The organism is Bacillus sp. EE-W1 (assembly GCF_009760835.1).
GTDB classification, from domain to species: Bacteria; Bacillota; Bacilli; order Bacillales; family Bacillaceae_G; genus Bacillus_A; species Bacillus_A wiedmannii.
Genome location: NZ_WIPE01000064.1, coordinates 120807 through 142048 on the forward strand (window position 1 = coordinate 120807; position 21242 = coordinate 142048).

Here is a 21242-nt window from a genome sequence, read left to right on the forward strand (position 1 = left end):
CTTCTTTAGCCTTTGCTATTTCTCTTGCTTCGGCCTCTTCCTTAGCTTTTGCTTCTTCTTGGGCTTTCACGTCTTCTTTAGCCTTTACTATTTCTTGTACTTTCGTTTCTTCCTTAGGCTTTACTACTTCTTGTACTTTCGTTTCTTCTTTAGTCTTTACTACTTCTTGTACTTTCACTTCTTCTTTAGGCTTTGTTACTTTTTGTACTTTCGCTTCTTCCTTAGGCTTTGCTATCTTTTGTGCTTTAACTTCATCCTTAGCTTTAGCTGTTTTGTGTACTTTCGCTACTTGCTTCGTTTTCTCTTTAGCTGTTTTTTCAACTGGTGCTGTACTTGATAGGAAAGAAACATTAACATAAGCTGTTTTTCCTTTATACTCAAATTGTAACCAACCGTCTTTTACTGGATGCGTTGATTCAATTACATCATTTGTTTTTAGTCTGCCAAGTATTTCTGATTCTGTACTTGCATCAGAACGGACATTTAACAAATTCGCTGTTACATAATACACATCTTTTGTAAACTCCGCACTTACAAACACTTCTTTACCATTTAAATCAATTTTGGACCATCCTTCTTCCGTATGTATAACCTTTAACTTTTCTCCTTCTTTTACTTTTTTGACAACTTTTGATTCAGTAGTCGGTTTTTCACGTACGTTGAGTACATCTGCTGTTACGATTGTTTCTGCGGTAGCAGTTGTAGTAAATGCTCCCAATCCAAAAACAGTTGCTGTTGCTGCGCCAATTATTTTTTTCATATTAGCCTCCATTATTTTTTTTGAATTCTATCAAATACTTCCATAAAATTAGGAAAGCATTTGTAACAGTATATTAATACGACTTAATATACTGCTATTAAAACTCCTTACTCCAATACTATCAAATTCTCATTTTTAATTCTATATATCATAAAGTGAAACTTTAATCAGTGGGGGTTTTGTTCCTCCCCCACTGATTATTAGCCCTCACCAATCGGACGTTTACGGACAGCCCGACTCCCACCTAACTTCTTTGCTCCAACTGTATTTTGAGGTGGGAGTTTTACTGTCCGTTAACGCGGGATAAATCTCACTATCTTCTATAAACTCTTCATACTAAATAGTTGTCACCATTCCTGCCAAAAACAAACTTACGATTGCTAAAAATTTTGTGCCGACTATGGCCCCTCTTAAATGAAACTTATAATTTTTATATCCCTTCATGCCTTCGGTACTAGGAATAACAACAAATCTTGGGGTAATCCAGCAAAAGATTAGCCAATCCAGTATAAACAAATCTACTACATTAAAAATCATTAAAATACCAAAAGTATGTAAATAGGCATCAACATATAATAGTTTTTCATGTTTATGTAGTATATATGTAGAAACGACAGGCGTACCGAAAAGAATAGCATTATATGCAATATTAAAGTAGATTGTTTGCTTTTTTTCATGAATCGATTGTGGAAAAACTACCTTTTGAATATCTTTCGGATATTCAGTTAACGAAAGACGAGGATTATAATATAAAGATCCTAAAATCATTGCAGATAGTACAATAGACATAATGACACCAACGTACATCATTTGCTCAAATGGATTCATATGCTTCATTCACCTTTTTCTTTAATTACTATGCTTCTCCTTTACTTAATTACATATTGTATGCTCACAAATAACCAAAAATTAATAACACCTTTAACACCCAATCAAAATTCTTGCAATGCAAAAACAATTTTTATAAAGTGAAAGCCAAATTAGTTAAGTAAGGATTGGTGAAAACTATGAAAATAGAACATATTGCAATATGGGTAAATGATTTAGAATTAATGCGTTCTTTTTATACAAAGTACTTTAATGGTAAAGCGAACTCTTTATATCATAATAAAGCAAAACAATTTGAATCTTATTTTATTACGTTCGAATCTGGTGCAAGACTTGAAATTATGCGTAAAAAAGGTATAGAAAAAGAGCCGAACCCCAACATAACTGGCTATGCTCATATGGCTTTCTCTGTCGGTAGTGAAGAACGTGTAAATGAATTAACTACAACATTAAAAAATGATGGTTATCCTTTATTAAATGGACCACGTTTCACTGGAGATGGCTATTACGAAAGTGTGATAAGCGATCCTGAAGGTAATCAAATTGAAATTACGATTTAATTTATCTTTTTTCTGAAGAACAAATGAAAATTAGTTTGGAGGAATATTATACAAAAGCTAAATTTGAAGAAACAGATTTTAATTTATATTTCCAACTCGTATTCAATAAAGAAGTAATGGCGCAAATTACCGAACGCGCTATTCCGTTAGATGAAGCGAAAAATGACTTTACAAGGCTGGTAAAGCGCAATGAAAATCATCAACTATTCGGCTCTTATAAAGTATATGATTCTATTACAAATGAGTATATCAATCTTGGACATGTTACGGTAAACGAGGATAATGTTAAAGAGGCTGAAATTGGTTATATGCTTTTGCCAGAGCACTGGGGAAAAAGGTATAGTAGTAGGATTGCAAAGGAACTAATGAATATAGCGAAGCAGACAGATATAAAGGTACTAAAAGCAATTATTGATCCAAATAATATCCCCTCTCGCAAAATTTTAATAAACGTCGGTTTTACCTCTGAAAAAGTTTGTGAGATTGATGGATTGCCTAGGGAGGTTTTGAGTATATATATTTAACTAAATAAAAGGCAATACTACTAGTAGTATTGCCTTTTTCTCTTAGCCATCATTTCATGGAATGACGGCTTTTTCTGATTACTATTATTCATAATTAATTGATAGATACATTCTTTTTAACTGACGATCAAGTTACCTATTATACAATAGAAAACATCATATACACTCCAACAACGAAGAATACGGCAAGGGTCTTAATTATCGTAATACCAAATATCTCTTTATAAGCTTCCCGGTGCGTTAATCCTGTAACCGCAAGTAAAGTTATAACTGCTCCGTTATGAGGTAAAGTATCCATCCCTCCTGCCGCCATTGCAATTACACGATGCAGCACATCTAACGGAATATCAAAGTTCGCTGCCGCTTCAATATATTTTTCAGCCATTAAACCTAATGTAATACTCATTCCACCCGAGCCTGATCCCGTCAGCCCGCATAATATATTCGTCATGACCGCTCCGCTAATTAATGGATTTGAGAAAGTCCCCGTTAAATAGTTTTGAATCATGACAAATCCAGGTAAAGCTGCTATAACGGCACCAAATCCATACTCGGCTGCAGTGTTCATAGCTGCTAAGATTGAACCACTCACACCAACGCTTGTAATTGATTGAAAATGATCTTTTACCGCTTGGAAGTTTAATAATATAGCAGATAATATTCCGATAAGAAGTGCCATTTCCACTGACCAAATCCCCACAACTTGTCCCATATCAATTGTTCCGTACTCCTTCAAACCTATGGATGCAAAATCAAATCCCTTTGTATACCAAACAGGAATGAATGCTGTAAAGACTTTATTCATCACTCCAACCAGTACAAGCGGAAGAAATGCTATCCAGTAACTAATTGGAATTACATCGCCCGAAGCAATCGGATTTTGCACCAATTGCGCGCTAGTTGTAGCAGCCATCTCAGAAGTAGCATCGCCTTTTCCGAAGTACCCCTCCCCCTTAGCAGCAGCCTTCTTCCTACATCTTTCCAAATACAACATACCACATATGAAGATAAACAGTGCTCCTATAATTCCTAATGTAGGAGCGGCATAAATATCTGTTTTAAAGAACGTAGTTGGAATAACATTTTGAATTTGAGGCGATCCAGGAAGTGAATCCATCGAAAACGTAAATGCGCTGAATGCGATTGTTGCAGGAATGAGACGTTTCGGAATATCCGCCTCACGAAATAATTGCGCTGCAAATGGATAAATCGCAAATACTGCGACAAATAAACTGACACCACTGTATGTAAGAATCGCTCCCATTAATACGATGGAAAGAATTGCTCTTTTCACGCCTATAAAGCGGATAATAATTTTCGCGATTTTTTCTGCTATTCCAGTGATTTCTACCACTTTACCAAATATCGCTCCAAGCAAAAAGACAGGAAAATATAATTTTATAAATCCGACCATCTTCGCCATAAAAACATTAGAAAAGAATGGTAAAACATTTGCCGGTTCTGTTAAAAACACAGCGAGCAACGCACATAACGGAGCGAATAAAATGACTGAGAATCCTCGGTAAGCAACAAAAATAAGCAAGCCAAGCGCTAACAATACAATCAATAAATCCATAACCCCAATCCCCCTCAATAATATGGATTTTTTAACTTTGTATCCTTTTCTGTTTGTATATATTTTGGTAATGCCTGCCGGAGGCAGGCATTACTTTTTTGCATATTATAGTTATAGCTTTTTATTTATGATGAAAGATTGGTGCCCTCTTTTCTATAAAGGCCTCCACTCCCTCTCTTACATCACTTGTTTGAAACACATGTCCGAAATTCTCAGCTTCTATTTTTAATCCTTCCTCAAGAGAAGCAGATAATCCCTTATTGATAGATTGCTTCATCAAGGATAAAGCAGGAAGAGAAAACCGAGCCATCTTCACAGCTAGTTCCTTCGCCTTATTCAGCGATTCGCCACGCGGAACAACATGATTCACCAAACCAACTCGCCAAGCTACTTCGGCAGTGAGTGGTTCACCAGTAAACATCATTTCTTTCGCACTTGCAGTTCCAATTAATCGCGGTAAACGTTGCGTTCCTCCTGCACCTGGAAACAAACCTAACTTCACTTCTGGAAGCCCGATTTGGGCGTGTTCTTCTATAATCCGTAAATCACATGATAAAGCTAATTCACACCCGCCCCCAAGCGCTAATCCGTTAATAGCAGCAATTACAGGCTTGGGCAATCTTTCTATTTTATTTAACGGATTCTGAAGCCACATTGATTTTCCCTCTGCATATTCACTCCCTTTTCCAATCCATTCCGGAAACGACTTAATGTCTCCTCCTGCAACGAAAGCCTTTTCTCCAGCTCCAGTTAGAAGTACAACAATTACTTCATCATCCTGTTCTATTTCACCGACTACTACCGTCAGTTGATCTATCACAACACTGCTCAGTACATTCACAGGAGGATTATCAATGATAATCGTTGCGACTCCATTTTCTTTGGACCATGTAACAACCCGCTTATTTTCCAATTCAATCCCTTCTTTCTAATATGTAATAAAGTAAAATCAGCACATCAACTCGTTCTTTTAATTACATAACCGGCCTGTTCGCGATCCCAAGCGCTACCAATCCCTTCCTCCTTCAGCTTGAACTTTTGGATCCGTTCCGTCGCTGTTTTTGGGAAGGTTTCACTGAACTGAACATATCGAGGTACCATAAAATAAGCCATACGTTCTTGACACCAATCTATAATCTCTTCATGGGACATCGTTTCATCTTTCTTTACAATCACATATAATTTAACATCCTCCTCTCCCACTTCTGATGGGACACCGATGGCCGCCGATTCAAGTACTTTCGGGTGATTATTCACAACTTTTTCGATTTCCCAAGAGGAGATATTTTCACCACGTCTTCGGATACACTGTTTAATTCGATCACAAAAATATAAGTAACCCTCCTCATCTAGATAACCTCGATCTCCTGTATGGAACCATCCCTCCTTCATTGCCTCCTCTGTTTTATCAAACATTTTATAATAACCTTCCATGAATGCTTGTCTCTGTAAGGAACGAATAAAAATCTCTCCAATTTCACCAGTCCGTGCTTCATTTCCATCCTCATTAACAATCTTCGTCTCTACGTAAGAATATGGTTTTCCTATAGAAGGTGGCTTATTGGCATACAATGGATTCGTTACACAAAAACCCGTTGTTTCCGTTAATCCGTAACCTTCTACAATCCGAACGCCAAACCTCTCCTCAAACGGCTTCCAAAATTCCTTAGGCGTAGCAGCACAAGCTGTCACCCTTACTAAATTTTCATTATCATCTTCCTTTTCCGGCTGCTTACAGAGAATAGGAATCATAGATCCTAAAGAATTAAAAATGGTTGCGCCATGACTGCGAATTTCATACCAAAATCTAGAAGCACTAAACCGCTTACCTAGAGCAATCGTAGCATTGGAAGAAATGGATCCAAGTACTGTATGGGCCTGGGCGTTTATATGAAATAACGGAAGCGCTGTAAATAAGACATCTTTTGAACTTGCGCCAACCATATAGTTGGCAAATGACTGCGCAGAATTTACATAAGCAGAATGACTTAACATAACCCCTTTAGGTAAACCAGTCGTCCCAGAGGTATAGAGGATACTGTTAATAGAAGTGGAGGAAACAAATGCAGTTGGAAGGTGATGATTATTTGTATTTAGTACATCTTTCAATTCGATTACTAACCACTCTTTGCCATCACCTGCAATGACTACGCTTTCATTTTTTCCGTAAGCAACAATTTGAATGTCCCTATGTATAAATGACAAACAAGAGGCAATTTGAGGAACAAATTCCTTATCAACGATAATTAACTTACAATCAGAGTGAGATATAATATACTGCAAGCCTTCTCCTTTTAAATGCACATTCAGAGGCACCGCAATTGCTCCCATAAAAGATAAAGCAAACCATACATCCAGATATTCAGGAGTGTTATGAAGCATAATACAAACTTTGTCTCCTTTTTGAATACCGAGCTCACAAAACCCCGCTATAGCTCTTGTAATTCGATGATAAAGTTCCTCATATGTAACCCTTTGTTCTTCAAATTGTAAATATACTTTACTTGGTGTTTTTTCGATACTTTGCATAATAAAATGCGGTAAGCTATGATTTTCTAGCATTTAATTCCATCCCCTTCCTACTAAAATCTTTTTTTATTTATATAGCAAGAAACATGCCAAAAATCGACTCATTACCTATTCCCTTATTCCTTCGTAATCTCCCTTACTTTTCTAACCTCACATGTCGCATTTGCGCTACAAACATTAGCAACCATGTCGCATCTATAAGAAAATGTCGCAAAAAAGAGACAGTGTTTATTACTACAAACAAAAAAAGGGCCTATTTGCCCTTTACTTTCCTTCACGATATTTCGTATTTCTCTATTTTTCGATATAAGCTGGCCCGATGAATTCCTAAAAGCTCGGCTGCCTCTTTTACATTTCCAACTGTTTTTTCCAAAGCTCTCGTAATCGCACGTTTTTCAGCGGATTCCACTTCCGCCTTCAGTAAATAACTCATCTCATGGTTCTCATGGCCCATCGTAAATATTTCATGGATTAACTCTTCTTCCAAATCTTTTTTTCGTAAATAGGCAGGAAGATGATGCACTTGAATAATCATTCCTTCTATAACATTCATCGCTCGTTCTAATACATTCTCTAGCTCCCTAATATTCCCTGGCCAATCATGCTCCATAAATAAATCTCTTACTCTCTCATCCAATGAAATAACGTTACTACCTAGCTCACCATTCAATTTCTTAATTAAAAATTCCGTTATATGTATCATATCTTCTTTTCTCTCTCGCAACGGAGGGATATCAATTTCAAACACATTCAGCCTATAATATAAATCCTCCCTGAACTCCCCACTTTGCACCATTTCACGGAGATTTCGATGTGTAGCCGCAATGAAACGGACATCAATCTTTTGAATTTTTGTACCTCCAATTCTTTCAATCTCTTTCTCTTGCAATACACGAAGCAACTTCACCTGCATGTCCAATGACATATCACCAATTTCATCTAAAAACAATGTTCCCTTATGAGCTAACTCAATCTTCCCAGGCTTACCGCCTTTTTTTGCTCCTGTAAAAGCCCCTTCTTCGTATCCAAACAATTCAGCCTCCAAAAGATCCCTCGGAATCGCAGCACAATTCAAGCGAATAAATGTGCCACTAGCACGCGGACTTGCACGATGTACCGCATGTGCAAAGAGCTCTTTTCCTGTACCACTTTCTCCTCTTATCAAAACGGTAGACCGACTTTTAGAAACCTTTAAAGCCATCATTTTGACTTCTTTCATTTTTGCACTCTCTCCTATAATGCTTTGAAAGGAAAGTCGCCTTTCTTGCAGCCGCTGTAATTCAGTTTGATAGTAAGATAACTTTGATTCCATTTCACTAATTTGATCTCCCAAAGCTTTAAACTGCTGTATATCATGAAACATAATTTTACCAATTGCTCCAATAATCTTGCCTTCCTTGATGATAGGTATGCGCGTTGCGATTATATTCCGATTACTTATACGCTGGATATGCCCAATTTCCATCTGTCCCGTCTTTACGATAATATGCATCCTCGTATTCTCAACAACCTCCGTACAATGCTTACCAATCGCTTCCTTCGGATCATCAATCCCTAAAAATTGTGCATAAGAACCACTTAAAAAATTGACAATTCCTTGTTCATTTACCCCTAGAATGCATTCAGACAGTAAATTTAGGGCACTTTCATATCGACTTATGATGCTTTCCAAAGACTGTATACTTTTCCCCTTACTTTCCAGAATGGCAATTGATCCGTATTCTGTCTCATTCCGATATACATGGGATTCATTCACAATTAAAACTTGGTTGCCACTCCTACATTCATACCTGTACAAACTATCCTTTTGATTCACTACTAACTTTTTACGATCAGGAATAATCGTTGATATATGCTCACCTATTATTTCATTTTCTTTTTTCTGTAGCATGCTACAGAATAGTTTGTTGCTATATGTGATGATTCCATCATGACTTATAACAGCAATTCCGTTATTCATTACCTGAAGAGCCTGACTAGTTACCTGCAAATTCATTCGTTCGTCCATATGCATTTGAAAGCCCCCTATCCAATTGCGCTCGTTCTCGCATGTATTATATATTCATTTTAAATATTTACTTTCCCTTGGTTTTTCCATTTGAAGTTATAAATTATTAAACTAGTAATATAGCCCATTAACCAGTGGCTTCTTTTTTTGGCACTAGCAAGAGTTTTATAATCTACTTTCTTTAGCTTCTTTTGAGAGAAGATTATTTCATGGGCTATTTGCAACATGCAGCAGGGACATGTTTAACACTTAATTGGATACATAAAGCAAGTTTAATAAAAATAAAAAACAGTTGACGGATTACCTTCTGTCAACTGTTTTTATTACGAATATTGGTGACGAAACCCATAATTGTTAGGTTTCCTTTAGCATAAAGTTCGGTCTCCAATTTTCCAGCTAAACCATCTCCCATGCCCTTCGGTTTCTCCAACCGTTTCACGATATTCGTTTCCGTTAATATAATAATCAATATGAAGGTCCCGGTCCCACATGTTGTTATATAGGTGGAATACATCACGTTTTGCACCGATTTCTTGGATTTGTTTTTCTAACTTACGTTTTACTTGTTCAGGTATTTGATTTGCGACGTGTGTATGGAAAATACAGATTATAGCATCTTTACTTATTTGTTCGATGATAGATGGCAATAGCTCCACACCGTCTCCTTCTATTAATTGAACAGATTCAGTCTTCACTAAAGATGCTGCTTGGTCAAACATTTCAAGTCTTTCTTTATGCTCTGGCCAAATGAGTGCACGTAGCCACAAATAATCTTCATTACTATGTAAATCATTTACATGTAAATCTAGTCCTATTCTTTCTGCGACAGATGGACTTTCTTTTAGAAAATGAGGCACATTCTCTCCTCTTATTTCAGAAGTTACATGCACATTCGAGTTTATATTTCCGTATGTTACATCTGTTCCATACGAATAGCTATATTGATCCCAGAACAGTTGTAATCCAGAACTTGTCCCAATTTCAATTAACGCTAATTGTTTTTTCACTTTATTAAATATGTAACAAAAACTTGGGTATAAGTACGCACATCGCCTTACTTCATTCGTTTGAACGAGTTTCGTTTGTAATAAGGTAATGATTTCTTCTCGATACGTTTTACAGAAATCTTTAAAATAATCAAAAGCTTGATTTAAATCCGTATTAGCATTTTCAACTAAGCTACTGTAATACATTTTTAAATGATGTTCTTTCCCTGATAGCAATAAATAATGTACAGCACCTAATAATAAGTTTGGAATTGGTTGGCCTACTTGAGCGTAGGAAGATAGTGTAAGTACTTCCTCATCTTCAGCAATTTTTATTGATAAGTATTCATATAAATCACTTGACCCTTTACATTCCTTTATTGAAAAATTTCGAAATAAGTTTGCGATTTGTTCTTGTGTACGCATTGATATCCCTCCTTTTCATTTTACAGAATAACCATACTATTATCAGAGGTAAAATTCCATAAAAAGGTATCCTTTCTACCCATTCTACGATACGTAAGCTTTTTCGGGATAATTTCAAACTGTAATTTTTTTCTATTTATCACCTTAAAAGAGCTTGTTAAATAAGATTTTTGGCGAATAAAACGTTAAATAGTTTAAAATTATCAGATAACACTAGATATTTTAGTCTATTAATTATTATAATAGAGTATGAGATGGTTATACAATTGAGACAAAAAAGGTAAATACCTAGGTGGGGCCTAGGCGGTGTTTCTCTTTTACGGCTTAGACATAGAAAACACCTACTCTTTTTTGCCAATATAGGGGATGGAGAGATTATCATGAGCAACATGCAGCAAAAAACAGACGTTATCTTAATTGGTGCAGGAATTATGAGTGCAACGTTAGGCTCATTACTAAAAGAATTAGCACCTGAATGGGAAATTAAAGTTTTTGAAAAACTCGCAAGTGCCGGGGAAGAAAGCTCTAATGAATGGAATAATGCAGGTACAGGGCATTCTGCGCTATGCGAACTGAACTATACTTCCGAAAAATCTGACGGATCTATAGATATTAGTAAGGCTGTAAAAGTGAATGAGCAATTCCAGCTTTCAAGACAATTTTGGGCATATCTTGTAAAAAGTAAATTAATTCGTAATCCACAAGATTTCATTATGCCTCTACCTCATATGAGTTTAGTACAAGGTGAAAAAAATGTTGAGTTTCTAAAAAACCGTTTTGAAGCGCTTTCAAAAAATCCACTGTTTCAAGGTATGGAATTTTCCGATGCTCCTGAAACATTAAAAAAATGGCTTCCACTCATTATGGAAGGACGTACACCTAACGAACCAATGGCTGCAACGAAGATTGATTCTGGAACAGATGTTAACTTCGGTGCATTAACACGTATGTTGTTTGATTACTTACAAACGAAAAATGTCGAGCTAAACTACAAACATAGTGTCGAAAATATTAAACGCACAAAGAATGGTTTGTGGGAAGTAAAAGTACACGATATGAATAGTGGTAAAATTGAGCATCACACTGCAAAATTCGTCTTTATCGGCGGCGGTGGCGGTAGTCTACCTCTACTACAAAAGACTGGTATCCCTGAATCAAAACATATTGGTGGATTCCCTGTAAGTGGACTATTTATGGTATGTAAAAACCAAAAAGTTGTCGAGCAACATCATGCGAAAGTATATGGTAAAGCTAAAGTTGGCGCTCCGCCAATGTCTGTACCTCACCTTGATACGAGATATATAGACAATAAAAAAGCTTTACTATTTGGACCGTTCGCAGGGTTCTCTCCTAAGTTCTTAAAAACTGGCTCAAACCTTGACTTAATTGGTTCTGTAAAACCAAATAACGTCTTAACGATGTTAGCTGCTGGTGTAAAAGAAATGGGATTAACAAAATACTTAATTCAGCAAGTTATGTTATCTCACGAAAAACGTATGGAAGAATTACGCGAATTCATTCCGAACGCGAAAAGTGAAGATTGGGATATTGTAGTTGCTGGGCAACGTGTACAAGTAATTAAAGATACTGATGCTGGCGGTAAAGGTACACTTCAATTCGGTACTGAAGTTGTTAGTGCAGCTGACGGCTCAATCGCTGCATTACTAGGTGCTTCACCAGGTGCCTCTACTGCCGTTCACGTCATGCTTGAAGTATTAGAAAAATGTTTCCCGAGCCGCATGGTAGAATGGGAAGAAAAAATAAAAGAAATGATTCCTTCTTATGGCATTTCACTAACTGAAAATCCAAGATTGTTCCAAGACCTTCACACTTCTACAGGTCGTACGCTTGGATTAAATGAAAAAGAAACGGTTCATAATTAAAGAAGTTATTAAAAAACGTCCGATTTATTCGGACGTTTTTTTGTTACTAAAAATTATATTTATCAATATTCTCTTTCGTAAATACAACCCGCTCTGGTAATACTATAATTCCATTTCCTTCTGCTTCATAATCATAACCTTGGATGGAGTTTGGCTCTACTTTCACTTTTCCGATTCCTTTTACTTCGAAACTATCCCCTACTTTTAACTTCTTCCCTTTTACTACTATTTCATTTGCTACATACGTTGCGAGTGCACCTTGTTGTTTTACATCCCATAATCCAAATTGTTGTACTGTTCCACGTTTTACGTAATCACGCATAACGTTTGGTGTGGAAAAACCAGTTACGACTACTTTTTTATCCATTTTTAAGTTTTCAGCTGCTTGTGCCATCGCTGGTAGTGCCGTTGCATCCGGGCAAATGACTGCATTAATATCTGGATATGTTTTTAAAATGTTCTCTCCTACAGATAAAGATTTTTGCGCATTATTTTCACCATACTGCGTCGTTACAATTTCCCAGCTTGGATATTTCTTTTTAATAATTTCTTTCGCTTTCGTTACCCATTGGTTTTGATCCGTTACTGTTGGGCTAGAATAAAAGAAAGCTACTTTTCCTTTATCTCCAATTTGTTTGGAAGTCATTTCAATTAATAAATTAGCAAGTTGATCTGGTGTTCCTTGGCTTATATAAAATGATCGGTCTTTCGGATTCACATCAGAATCCCACGTTAAAACAGTCATTCCTTTTTTCTTAGCTCGTTGCAATGATTGCGATAGACCATCTACTGAAGTAGATGAGACCATAAGTGCATCATAGTTTTGATTAATAAAGTTGTTTATATATTTCACTTGCCCTGATACGCTTGCTTCAGACGGTCCATCATATTTCACATGTACGCCTAACTTATCTCCCATCTCTTTTGCTCCTTCACCGCCCGATGTAAAGAAGCCAACTCCAGTTAATTTCGGAATGAATGCAAATTTCACATCATCTGCCCTTTTCTTATCTGCCGTTTGACTAGAGCAAGCGATTAAACCGATTAAACAAATGCATACAATGAATACAATCCCCAGTTTTCTCTTCATGACATTTCCCCCTTATGCAAGTTCTTTCTTTTCCATGGTGTGAATTGATGTAATTTGAAATGTCTCATAATAACTGAAAGAATAAGAATAATACCAATAACTACGTTAGATTGTTCATTTGTTAAACCCGTCATTTGCAAGCCATACTGCATTAACCCAATAAAAATACTCGCCAGTACAGTACCGATAATACTTCCTTTTCCCCCTGTAATAAGTGTCCCGCCTAATACGACTGCTGTAATGATTGGTAAAATCGTTTCACTTCCCATATCAGCACGTGCGGAGCTGAAATATGCAGTTAAGAAAGCGCCTCCTAATCCACCTCCTAACCCGGAAAGTATGTAAGCGATGATGACTACTTTTTTCGTTTTGATCCCAGTGTATTTTGCTGCATTTTCGTTTGCACCAGTTAATTTGACGTGGCGCCCATAAATAGTACGGTGAAACAATACAGTGCATAAAATCGTTAATATAATCAATAACCATAATAAATTCGGTATCCCTATAAAACTACCGTTTGCCAGTTGTACAAATGCGTCAGGCAAACCACCTATCCCTTCATATCCAGAAGCACCTGCCCCTCCTGAAATGACGAGTGCAATTCCGCCGTATAAAAACATTGTTCCGAGTGTAACGACAAGTGGCTCTACGTCTGTCATTTTTATAATGAATCCGTTTAAAGCTCCTGCTAAACAGCTGATTAAAAGAGCTAATATGACCGCTAGCAAAATAGGTATTCCATTCATCCAAAGTACACCAATTATAATCGAAGTTAACCCCATAATAGATCCTACAGAAACGTCAATTCCTCCTGTTACAATAACGAAAGTCATTGGTATCGCTGCGATTGCTATAAATAGAAAATCATTTGTACTAAAAAGGAGATTACTAATATTTAAGAAATCACTACTTATAAAACTAAAGAGAATGAATTCTATAAAAAGTAATACAATTAGAACACCTTCCCATCTGTACAAATACTTCATAGATTCATCCTCCTTTCCGCCTTCCACTTTTTCATAACACTATCTAATATAACGATTACTAATAATAAAAACCCTGAAATAGCATTATTCCAAAACGCAGGTATTTTTAAAAAGACAAGTGAACTACTAATCGCCTCTAAAAATACTGCTCCTAATGCAGCTCCAACTATAGAACCCGTTCCTCCTTTTAAATGAATTCCCCCTAGTACAGCAGCTGCGATAACCTGTAGTTCTATCCCGGTACCTGTTTGATTTGGTACGAACCCGATATTCATGACAAATATGCAACCAGCGAGAGCAGCGCTTATGCCAGATATAATAAACGCATATATCTTCACTTTATTAACTGGTATACCAATGAGTCTCGCGCCATCTTCATTATCACCTACCGCATAGAAGTATCTTCCGAATGGCACTTTCCTTAAAAAGAAGTATAGTAGTAGTAAAATAATAAGAACAACCCATACAATTATCGGCAAACCAAATATGACGATCGATGACAGTTGCTTAAAATTGTTTGGTATGTCTTCAATCCACTTTCCGCCTGTGAAAATTAACATCGCACCTCTAATGATCCCTAACATACCTAATGTCATAATAATAGCTGGTACCCGAAACTTCGCAACGCCAATCCCATTTATAAAACCGAGAATAGCGCCAAGTAAAATAGCAGCAAGTATGGACAAAAATGCATGATATCCATCCGTTAACAACATCCCGCAAACAGCTGCGCTTAATCCCATAATTGAACCGACTGATACGTCTATATTTTTCGTAAATAAGACGAACGATTGGCCAATTGCTAGCACAACTAAAATAACGCTTGATTTCATCATTAAAGATAACGAGTTAAGCTGAACGAAACTTGGATTTATCATTCCGACAATGGCAATGTAAATGAGTAATAATAGTATGATAGATGTTTCGTGCATTTTATACATACGTTTCATTCCGTTACACCTCCGTATGCAAGACGTGTAACTTCATCTACAGTCATATTTTGTTTCTCTAAATGAGAAACAAATTGTCCATTTCGCATTACATATACACGATTTACTAATTGAACGATTTCTTCAACATCGGAAGAGATTAATAATATTGCGAGTCCTTCCCTTTTCATTTTTTCTATCGTCTCATATACTTCAATCCTTGCTTTCGCATCAATTCCGCGAGTCGGTTCATCAAGAATAATAATTTTTGGATTACACGCAAGATATTTTGCAAGCACGACTTTTTGCTGATTACCTCCCGATAAAGATGCTAGAACTTCATCCATGCTTCGTACAACAATTCGAAACTGTTCTATATACGCCTTCAATAAAGCGCTTTCTTTTTCTTGGTTAATGAAAAATCGACTATTCTGATGTAAACTTGCTGCAGTCATATTTTCTTTAACCGATGCAATTGAGAAAATACCATTTCTTGCTCTATCCTCTGGCACATAAACTAATCCCTCGCTAAGTCTTTTATGCAAAGAGCATGAATCAATTGATTTTCCTTCTAATAAAATAGAACCTGATTTTATAGACTTCAATCCAAATATGGTTTCTGCTAATTCCGTTCTGCCTGATCCAACAATGCCAGCAATTCCTACAATCTCTCCAGCATGTACAGTAAATGATATATTTTCGAATGCGTGACTCGTTATATCAATTACTTCTAATATTTTTTTCGTTTCTTTTGTCTCTTGCACTATTTCTCTTTTCTCTTCTTGTTTATACCCTTTCGGCAATAACCCCTCCATTAGCATGTCATATGTATAGTCACATACATCACCTTGGCTTACAATCATTCCATCACGTAATATCGCTACTTTGTTGGCAATTTCAAAGATTTCTGGAAAGCGATGCGTAATATATATCATTCCAATTCCTTTTTCTTGTAAACTTTTCATCAGCACAAAAAGACTCTTTATTTCGTGAGTTGTTAATGTCGATGTTGGCTCATCTAAAATAAGAATCTCGGCTTGCCGTATTAATCCTCTAACGATTTCTACTAACTGTTGCTGCGCAATGGATAGTGATCCTCCTAATTCTTTAAGGTCAATATCCCATCTTAAACTGTCAATCAATTGCTGAATCTTTACTTTTAATTCCTTTTTCTTCCCTTTTAGTCCGATACATATATTTTCTTCAATGGTCATATGCGGAAAAATGAGTGGTTCTTGTGGTATTAAGTAAATCCCTTCTCGGTGTGCTTTTTCCGGATTTACAAACTGTTTCCTCATTCCTTTTACATACATTTCTCCACTATCATACGAATATAACCCCGTTAATATTTTCATTAATGTTGATTTTCCAGCACCATTTCCTCCAACTAAAGCGTATATATCGCCACGCTCTACTTGTAAGTTCACCTCTTTTAACACATGTTGATTTGAAAACGCCTTACTCATTTTCTTTACATGTAATAAAGGTACGTTCTCCACATGATGTCACCTGCCTTCATCCAGAACATTTTTTGAGAAAATGATTATTTGTTCTACTTGTTTTGTAGCATTGTATATTTCTTTTTTCATATCTAGAACACTTTTTTCATCAGACAATTAATCGTTTCAACTGGAATAAACAAAATACATGGCACATATGTTTAAGCAGTGGTCAATTGTTGAAAGGGATGACGCGTATGACACAGCTGAACTTTGAAGAGAATTTATTAACTAAAGTAGCTTGGTACTATTATAAAGACCAATTAACACAACAGGAAATTGCTTCACTTCTTCACATTTCAAGAAATAAAGTTGTCCGATTATTAGATAAGGCGCGCAGTGAAGGTATCGTTACATTTCACGTAAAAGGGACTGGTTTACACTGTTTAAGTATTGAGCGTGACCTAATGAAAAAATTCCATTTAAAAGATGCTTTCATTATCCCTACTCCAATAAACAATTATCACGCTTCTCTCGGAAAAGCTGCTGCACAGTATTTAGAAACTCAGCTCCAACAAGGCGATTTACTCGGCATTGGCTGGGGTGAAACGATTAGCAAAATGCTAGAAAACATTCATTTTGAAACTTCTATTAATCTTTCAATTGTAACGCTAACAGGCGGAGTAAATCACTATCTCCCGAGAAAACAAAACTATTTTCACTACATGCAAGGCGATTTTCACATTATCCCTACGCCGTTTCTAGCATCTACAACCGAAATGGCACAAAGTATTCTATCAGAACCGAGTGTAAAAGATATGCTTCATGTCGCTTCACTTGCTCATACAGCAGTTGTTGGCATTGGCGGGCTATCCCAAGACGCAACTATTGTAAAAGAAGAAAAATTAACACTACGTGAGATGACATATATTCGTAGTCAAAACGGTGCTGGCGATATTTTAGGGCAGTTTTATAATACGAATGGTGATTTATTAAAGCTCCCACATCATAATCGACTAATTGGTACGCCGCTCTCGATTCTGCGCAAAATGAAACATGTCGTTGGTGTTGCTGGAGGTATAGAAAAGATAGATGCAATTTATGGTGCCTTAAAAGGAAAGTTCATTCATACATTAATTACCGATGAGGAAACGGCCCTCTCCTTATTACGAAAGGATGGTGATTGTTAATGTCTCATTTATTAGCTTTTGATGCTGGTACAGGAAGCATTCGAGCTGTTCTTTTTGATTTACTAGGTAATCAAATTGCGGTCAGTCAAAAAGAATGGGTTCATAAAACGGATCCTTGTTATCCAGGCTCTATGAATTTTGATGTAAAAGAAAACTGGCAACTTGTACAACAATGCACGAAAGAAGTTTTACAAAGAAGTAATGTCTCGCCCTCTTCTATTCAAGCTATTAGCGCTACTAGTATGCGAGAAGGTTTTGTTTTATATGATAAAGATGGGCAAGAAATTTGGGCTTGTACAAATGTTGATGGGCGCGCATCCGCCGAAGTTAGTGAACTAAAAGAAATTCGGTCACATCTTGAAGAAGAATTATATACAAGATCTGGTCAAACTTTTTCATTAGGTGCTTTACCCCGCCTACTTTGGATTAAAAAACATGAACCAGACGTCTATAATGCTATTCACTCTTTTACGATGTTAAACGATTGGATTTTATATAAATTAAGCGGCGTGCTGCAAATCGATCCATCAAATGGATGTACGTCCGGTATTTTTGACCTGCAAAATAGAGTATGGGATAACGATGTCGCTATCGAGTGCGGTTTAACGTTACCATTTTCAACAACAGTAAATGAAGCGGGTACAGTAATTGGCAACGTCACAAAAGAGTGTGCAGCATTAACTGGATTATGTGAAGGAATTCCTGTCGTCGCCGGGGGCGGAGATGCACAAATGGCCTCACTTGGAACAGGAGTCGTGAAACCTAATCAAACGTTAATATGCGGAGGTAGTTTTTGGCAACAAGAAGTCAATGTTACAGAACCAAAAACAGATCCACATGCTTCCATTCGGGTAAATTGTCACGTCGTACCTAACCTTTGGCAATATGAAACGATTGCCTTTTTCCCAGGCCTTGTTATGCGCTGGTTTCGAGACGCTTTTTGCCATGAGGAAAAGAAACTTGCTGACAAACTCGGTGTAGATGCTTATACATTATTAGAAGAACAAGCGAAAGACGTACCTGTTGGTTCACATGGCATTATCCCTACCTTTTCAAATGTTATGAACTACATTTCTTGGCGTCATGCCGCACCTTCTTTTTTAAATTTAAGTTTAGATGCAGACAAATGCGGAAAAAAAGAACTGTTCCGTGCTATTGAAGAAAATGCTGCCTTCGTTACACTTGGCAACTTAAAATTAATAGAAAATCTAACAGGGACATTCCCTTCTGAAGTCATTTTTGCTGGCGGTGCTGCTAAAGGAAAACTATGGCCACAAATTTTATCGGACGTCCTTGGTATTCCTGTAAAAGTACCTGTTGTGAAAGAAGCAGCTGCTTTAGGAACTGCGATTGCTGCTGGAGTTGGCGCTGGCATATATTCAGCTATGGAAGAAACTGCTGAACAGTTTGTACAGTGGGAGCACACATTTGAACCAGTTACTGAAAATCATGAACTATATAAAGAATTCTATGAAACATGGAAAACTGTGTATAACAGTCAACTCGCTTTAGCTGATAAAGGGCTCACCTCACATATGTGGATTGCGCCTGGTGCTCTGTAACACATTACATAAAGGAGTGAAAAAGTATGTTAAAAGCGAATGAAAATGACTTCTCCTATCGCTTCGGTGATAATGGGCCGAAATATTTAATACAAGGTCCGAATATTGATCTTGGCCTTGTTGTCATTCAGCCTGGGCAAGAGTTTCAAAATCACTACCATACGACGTGCGAGGAAGTCTTTTATGCATTAGAAGGTGAAATTGATTTCTATGTGAATAACGAAAAAGTTCCGATTAAACAAGGCGATGTATTGCAAGTTCGCCCTCATGAATCTCACTATCTTATTAACCATTCTGACAAACCTTTTAAAGCAGTTTTTATTAAGTCACCACATTTACCAAATAAAGATACGGTACAAACGGGAAATCCAACATTAACGAAGGAGTGATTTCTAATGACTTGGGGATTTAAAAATCGATTAAATACAATTTTGCCTGATGGAAGAGCGGTTATGTTAGCGATAGATCACGGCTACTTTTTAGGACCCATTCACGGGCTAGAACAGCCACTTGAAACAGTTAAAAACTTACTTCCTTACACAGATTCCCTCTTTTTAACTCGAGGTGTACTTAGCTCCTGTATTCCTGAAAACTGCAGCACACCGATGGTTATGCGTGTTTCAGGTGGAGCTACTGTCGTCGGTAAAGATTTAGCGAATGAAACAATTGTTACACCAGTAAAAGAAGCAGTAAAACAAAACGCAATTGGCATCGGTGTTTCTGTTTTCGTCGGATCAGACTATGAAACACAAACTGTTTCAAATCTCGCAAATGTAGTTTCAGAAGCTCACGATTACGGTCTACCAGTACTCGGTATTACCGCTGTTGCGAAAGAATTACAAAAACGTGAAGCACGCTTTCTAGCACTCGCTTCCCGCGTATGTGTTGAAATGGGTGCTGACATTATTAAAACGTATTACTGCGAAGGATTCGAAAAAATCACCAGCACTTGCCCTGCCCCAGTTGTAATCGCTGGTGGTCCAAAACTCGATTCAATTGAAGACGCATTAAACATTACGTACAATGCACTGCAAGAAGGCGCAATCGGCGTAGATATGGGGCGAAACATATGGCAATCTGAACATCCTGCTGCGATGATTCAAGCGATTCATGGCATTGTGAAGAATAGATTGAATGTGAAAGAGGCACTCCAATTATTCGACGATGTAAAAAATTAAAATAAACGACAGACTATTACTCTTAAATATATACAAAATTAATATTTACTATAAAGAAAAACCTCTATGTTAGATTACTAAGTAACCTAGCATAGAGGTTTTCTTTTACATTTTTTTGTTCCGGATTTAGTCAGATTTCTACAGATCGCGTACGTTCCAAACAATCTCACCGCGCTCCCCCCACGTACTGTGATGCCGATGAAACCCTATCTTTTCTAATACCCGGAAAGACGCTGTATTCCAAGCACCTACAGTTGACCAAAGTCTTTGGCGCCCCGTAGCGATCGCGGCCTCAAGCACTGCTGATGCTGCCTCTGTCGCATAACCTTTTCGATGAGCACTTTGGAACAACTCATATGCAATCTCTGGCTCTTCAAGCGTGGAACGACCGATGATTAAACCACAGTATCCGATGAAATCCCCTTCTTCTCGCCTACGTATAGTAAGAAGAGAAATACCATTTTCAGTTGCTTTCTTGCGCATTTCGATAAGAGAGCTACGAACAGATTCAATGGTTGGCATGTCCACACCACGTTCACCAATTAATTGTCTCAGCCAGACTGCATCAGATTCCTCCCACATATTCAGATCGAGTCGTTCCGTTTTTAACTGGAACGCCATATCTTTAAAAACAGCTGTCATAGCGGTAACCTCCTATTGATTTCACTGTACTACTTATAATAGTTTCGTACTTTACCATATGGGAAACCTGCTTGATTCATACATTATTATTATTTTATGCATAAGTAATTCCTCTGCTAAATAGACCTTGTTATCAAACTTCATTT

At 37.0% G+C, this 21242-nt stretch carries 19 protein-coding genes; 7 read left to right on the top strand and 12 right to left on the bottom strand.

Annotated elements, in window-relative coordinates; genetic code table 11:
* Together GFJ36_RS15410 and GFJ36_RS15415 are read right to left on the bottom strand one after the other, a co-directional pair.
* Positions 1-760, bottom strand: a 760-nt coding sequence (locus tag GFJ36_RS15410) for an SH3 domain-containing protein (protein ID WP_242015997.1), incomplete at its 3' end; no start/stop codon positions are given.
* 336 nt (positions 761-1096) lie between these two features.
* Entirely contained in the window at positions 1097-1588 is a 492-nt protein-coding gene (locus GFJ36_RS15415) for a nitroreductase (protein ID WP_141542744.1), read from the bottom strand.
* Positions 1589-1767: 179 nt separating this feature from the next.
* Between GFJ36_RS15415 and GFJ36_RS15420 the strand changes: the two genes are divergently transcribed.
* Positions 1768-2148 (top strand): VOC family protein, encoded by a 381-nt coding sequence (locus GFJ36_RS15420; RefSeq protein WP_060487169.1) that lies wholly within the window; start codon positions 1768-1770, stop codon positions 2146-2148.
* A gap of 23 nt (positions 2149-2171) precedes the next feature.
* A complete protein-coding gene (locus tag GFJ36_RS15425; RefSeq protein WP_370513117.1) occupies positions 2172-2672 on the top strand; it encodes a GNAT family N-acetyltransferase in 501 nt (166 codons plus the stop codon).
* A 139-nt stretch (positions 2673-2811) separates the two neighbouring features.
* Here the strand turns inward: GFJ36_RS15425 and GFJ36_RS15430 are convergent, their stop codons facing one another.
* The 5 genes from GFJ36_RS15430 to GFJ36_RS15450 form a co-directional block, all read right to left on the bottom strand.
* Positions 2812-4248: a GntP family permease gene (locus tag GFJ36_RS15430; RefSeq protein WP_088063786.1), complete on the bottom strand. Its 1437-nt coding sequence runs from the start codon at positions 4246-4248 to the stop codon at positions 2812-2814.
* A gap of 121 nt (positions 4249-4369) precedes the next feature.
* Complete coding sequence (locus GFJ36_RS15435) at positions 4370-5161, bottom strand: enoyl-CoA hydratase (protein WP_088063787.1); 792 nt, start codon at positions 5159-5161, stop codon at positions 4370-4372.
* A gap of 44 nt (positions 5162-5205) precedes the next feature.
* Positions 5206-6810 (bottom strand): ATP-dependent acyl-CoA ligase, encoded by a 1605-nt coding sequence (locus GFJ36_RS15440; RefSeq protein ID WP_088063788.1) that lies wholly within the window; start codon positions 6808-6810, stop codon positions 5206-5208.
* A gap of 241 nt (positions 6811-7051) precedes the next feature.
* Positions 7052-8791, bottom strand: a complete 1740-nt coding sequence (locus tag GFJ36_RS15445) for a sigma 54-interacting transcriptional regulator (protein ID WP_088609156.1) — start codon at positions 8789-8791, stop codon at positions 7052-7054.
* A gap of 359 nt (positions 8792-9150) precedes the next feature.
* Positions 9151-10197 (bottom strand): DUF2332 domain-containing protein, encoded by a 1047-nt coding sequence (locus GFJ36_RS15450; RefSeq protein ID WP_088063790.1) that lies wholly within the window; start codon positions 10195-10197, stop codon positions 9151-9153.
* Positions 10198-10577: 380 nt separating this feature from the next.
* Here GFJ36_RS15450 and GFJ36_RS15455 point away from each other — a divergent pair, with 380 nt between their 5' ends.
* The gene (locus GFJ36_RS15455; RefSeq protein WP_000069156.1) at positions 10578-12080 is read left to right on the top strand and encodes a malate:quinone oxidoreductase; all 1503 of its coding nucleotides are present in this window, start codon (positions 10578-10580) and stop codon (positions 12078-12080) included.
* A gap of 46 nt (positions 12081-12126) precedes the next feature.
* On the opposite strand, the gene lsrB is transcribed toward GFJ36_RS15455, so the two are convergent.
* From lsrB to GFJ36_RS15475, 4 genes are read right to left on the bottom strand one after another with little or no spacing between them, the layout of a single operon-like run.
* Positions 12127-13170: an autoinducer 2 ABC transporter substrate-binding protein LsrB gene (gene lsrB / locus GFJ36_RS15460; RefSeq protein ID WP_087984658.1), complete on the bottom strand. Its 1044-nt coding sequence runs from the start codon at positions 13168-13170 to the stop codon at positions 12127-12129.
* Complete coding sequence (locus GFJ36_RS15465; protein WP_141542743.1) at positions 13167-14156, bottom strand: ABC transporter permease subunit; 990 nt, start codon at positions 14154-14156, stop codon at positions 13167-13169. The genes lsrB and GFJ36_RS15465 overlap by 4 nt, the downstream gene beginning before the upstream one ends.
* On the bottom strand, positions 14153-15106 hold the full coding sequence (locus tag GFJ36_RS15470) for an ABC transporter permease subunit (protein WP_060487174.1): 954 nt from the start codon (positions 15104-15106) through the stop codon (positions 14153-14155). The genes GFJ36_RS15465 and GFJ36_RS15470 overlap by 4 nt, the downstream gene beginning before the upstream one ends.
* Positions 15103-16584: a sugar ABC transporter ATP-binding protein gene (locus GFJ36_RS15475; protein WP_097890221.1), complete on the bottom strand. Its 1482-nt coding sequence runs from the start codon at positions 16582-16584 to the stop codon at positions 15103-15105. The genes GFJ36_RS15470 and GFJ36_RS15475 overlap by 4 nt, the downstream gene beginning before the upstream one ends.
* Before the next feature lie 197 nt (positions 16585-16781).
* Between GFJ36_RS15475 and GFJ36_RS15480 the strand changes: the two genes are divergently transcribed.
* From GFJ36_RS15480 to lsrF, 4 genes are read left to right on the top strand one after another with little or no spacing between them, the layout of a single operon-like run.
* Positions 16782-17714 carry a sugar-binding transcriptional regulator gene (locus GFJ36_RS15480; RefSeq protein WP_087984656.1) on the top strand — a complete coding sequence of 311 codons (933 nt, stop codon included), beginning with the start codon at positions 16782-16784 and terminating at the stop codon, positions 17712-17714.
* On the top strand, positions 17714-19276 hold the full coding sequence (gene lsrK, locus GFJ36_RS15485; protein WP_141542742.1) for an autoinducer-2 kinase: 1563 nt from the start codon (positions 17714-17716) through the stop codon (positions 19274-19276). Before GFJ36_RS15480 ends, lsrK begins: the two co-directional genes overlap by 1 nt.
* 26 nt (positions 19277-19302) lie before the next feature.
* Positions 19303-19665 (top strand): cupin domain-containing protein, encoded by a 363-nt coding sequence (locus tag GFJ36_RS15490; protein WP_088609161.1) that lies wholly within the window; start codon positions 19303-19305, stop codon positions 19663-19665.
* Between the two features lie 6 nt (positions 19666-19671).
* Positions 19672-20454 (top strand): 3-hydroxy-5-phosphonooxypentane-2,4-dione thiolase, encoded by a 783-nt coding sequence (gene lsrF / locus GFJ36_RS15495; RefSeq protein WP_097890223.1) that lies wholly within the window; start codon positions 19672-19674, stop codon positions 20452-20454.
* Between the two features lie 138 nt (positions 20455-20592).
* Here the strand turns inward: lsrF and GFJ36_RS15500 are convergent, their stop codons facing one another.
* Positions 20593-21096 (bottom strand): GNAT family N-acetyltransferase, encoded by a 504-nt coding sequence (locus GFJ36_RS15500; protein WP_088063795.1) that lies wholly within the window; start codon positions 21094-21096, stop codon positions 20593-20595.
* Positions 21097-21242 lie beyond the last annotated feature (146 nt).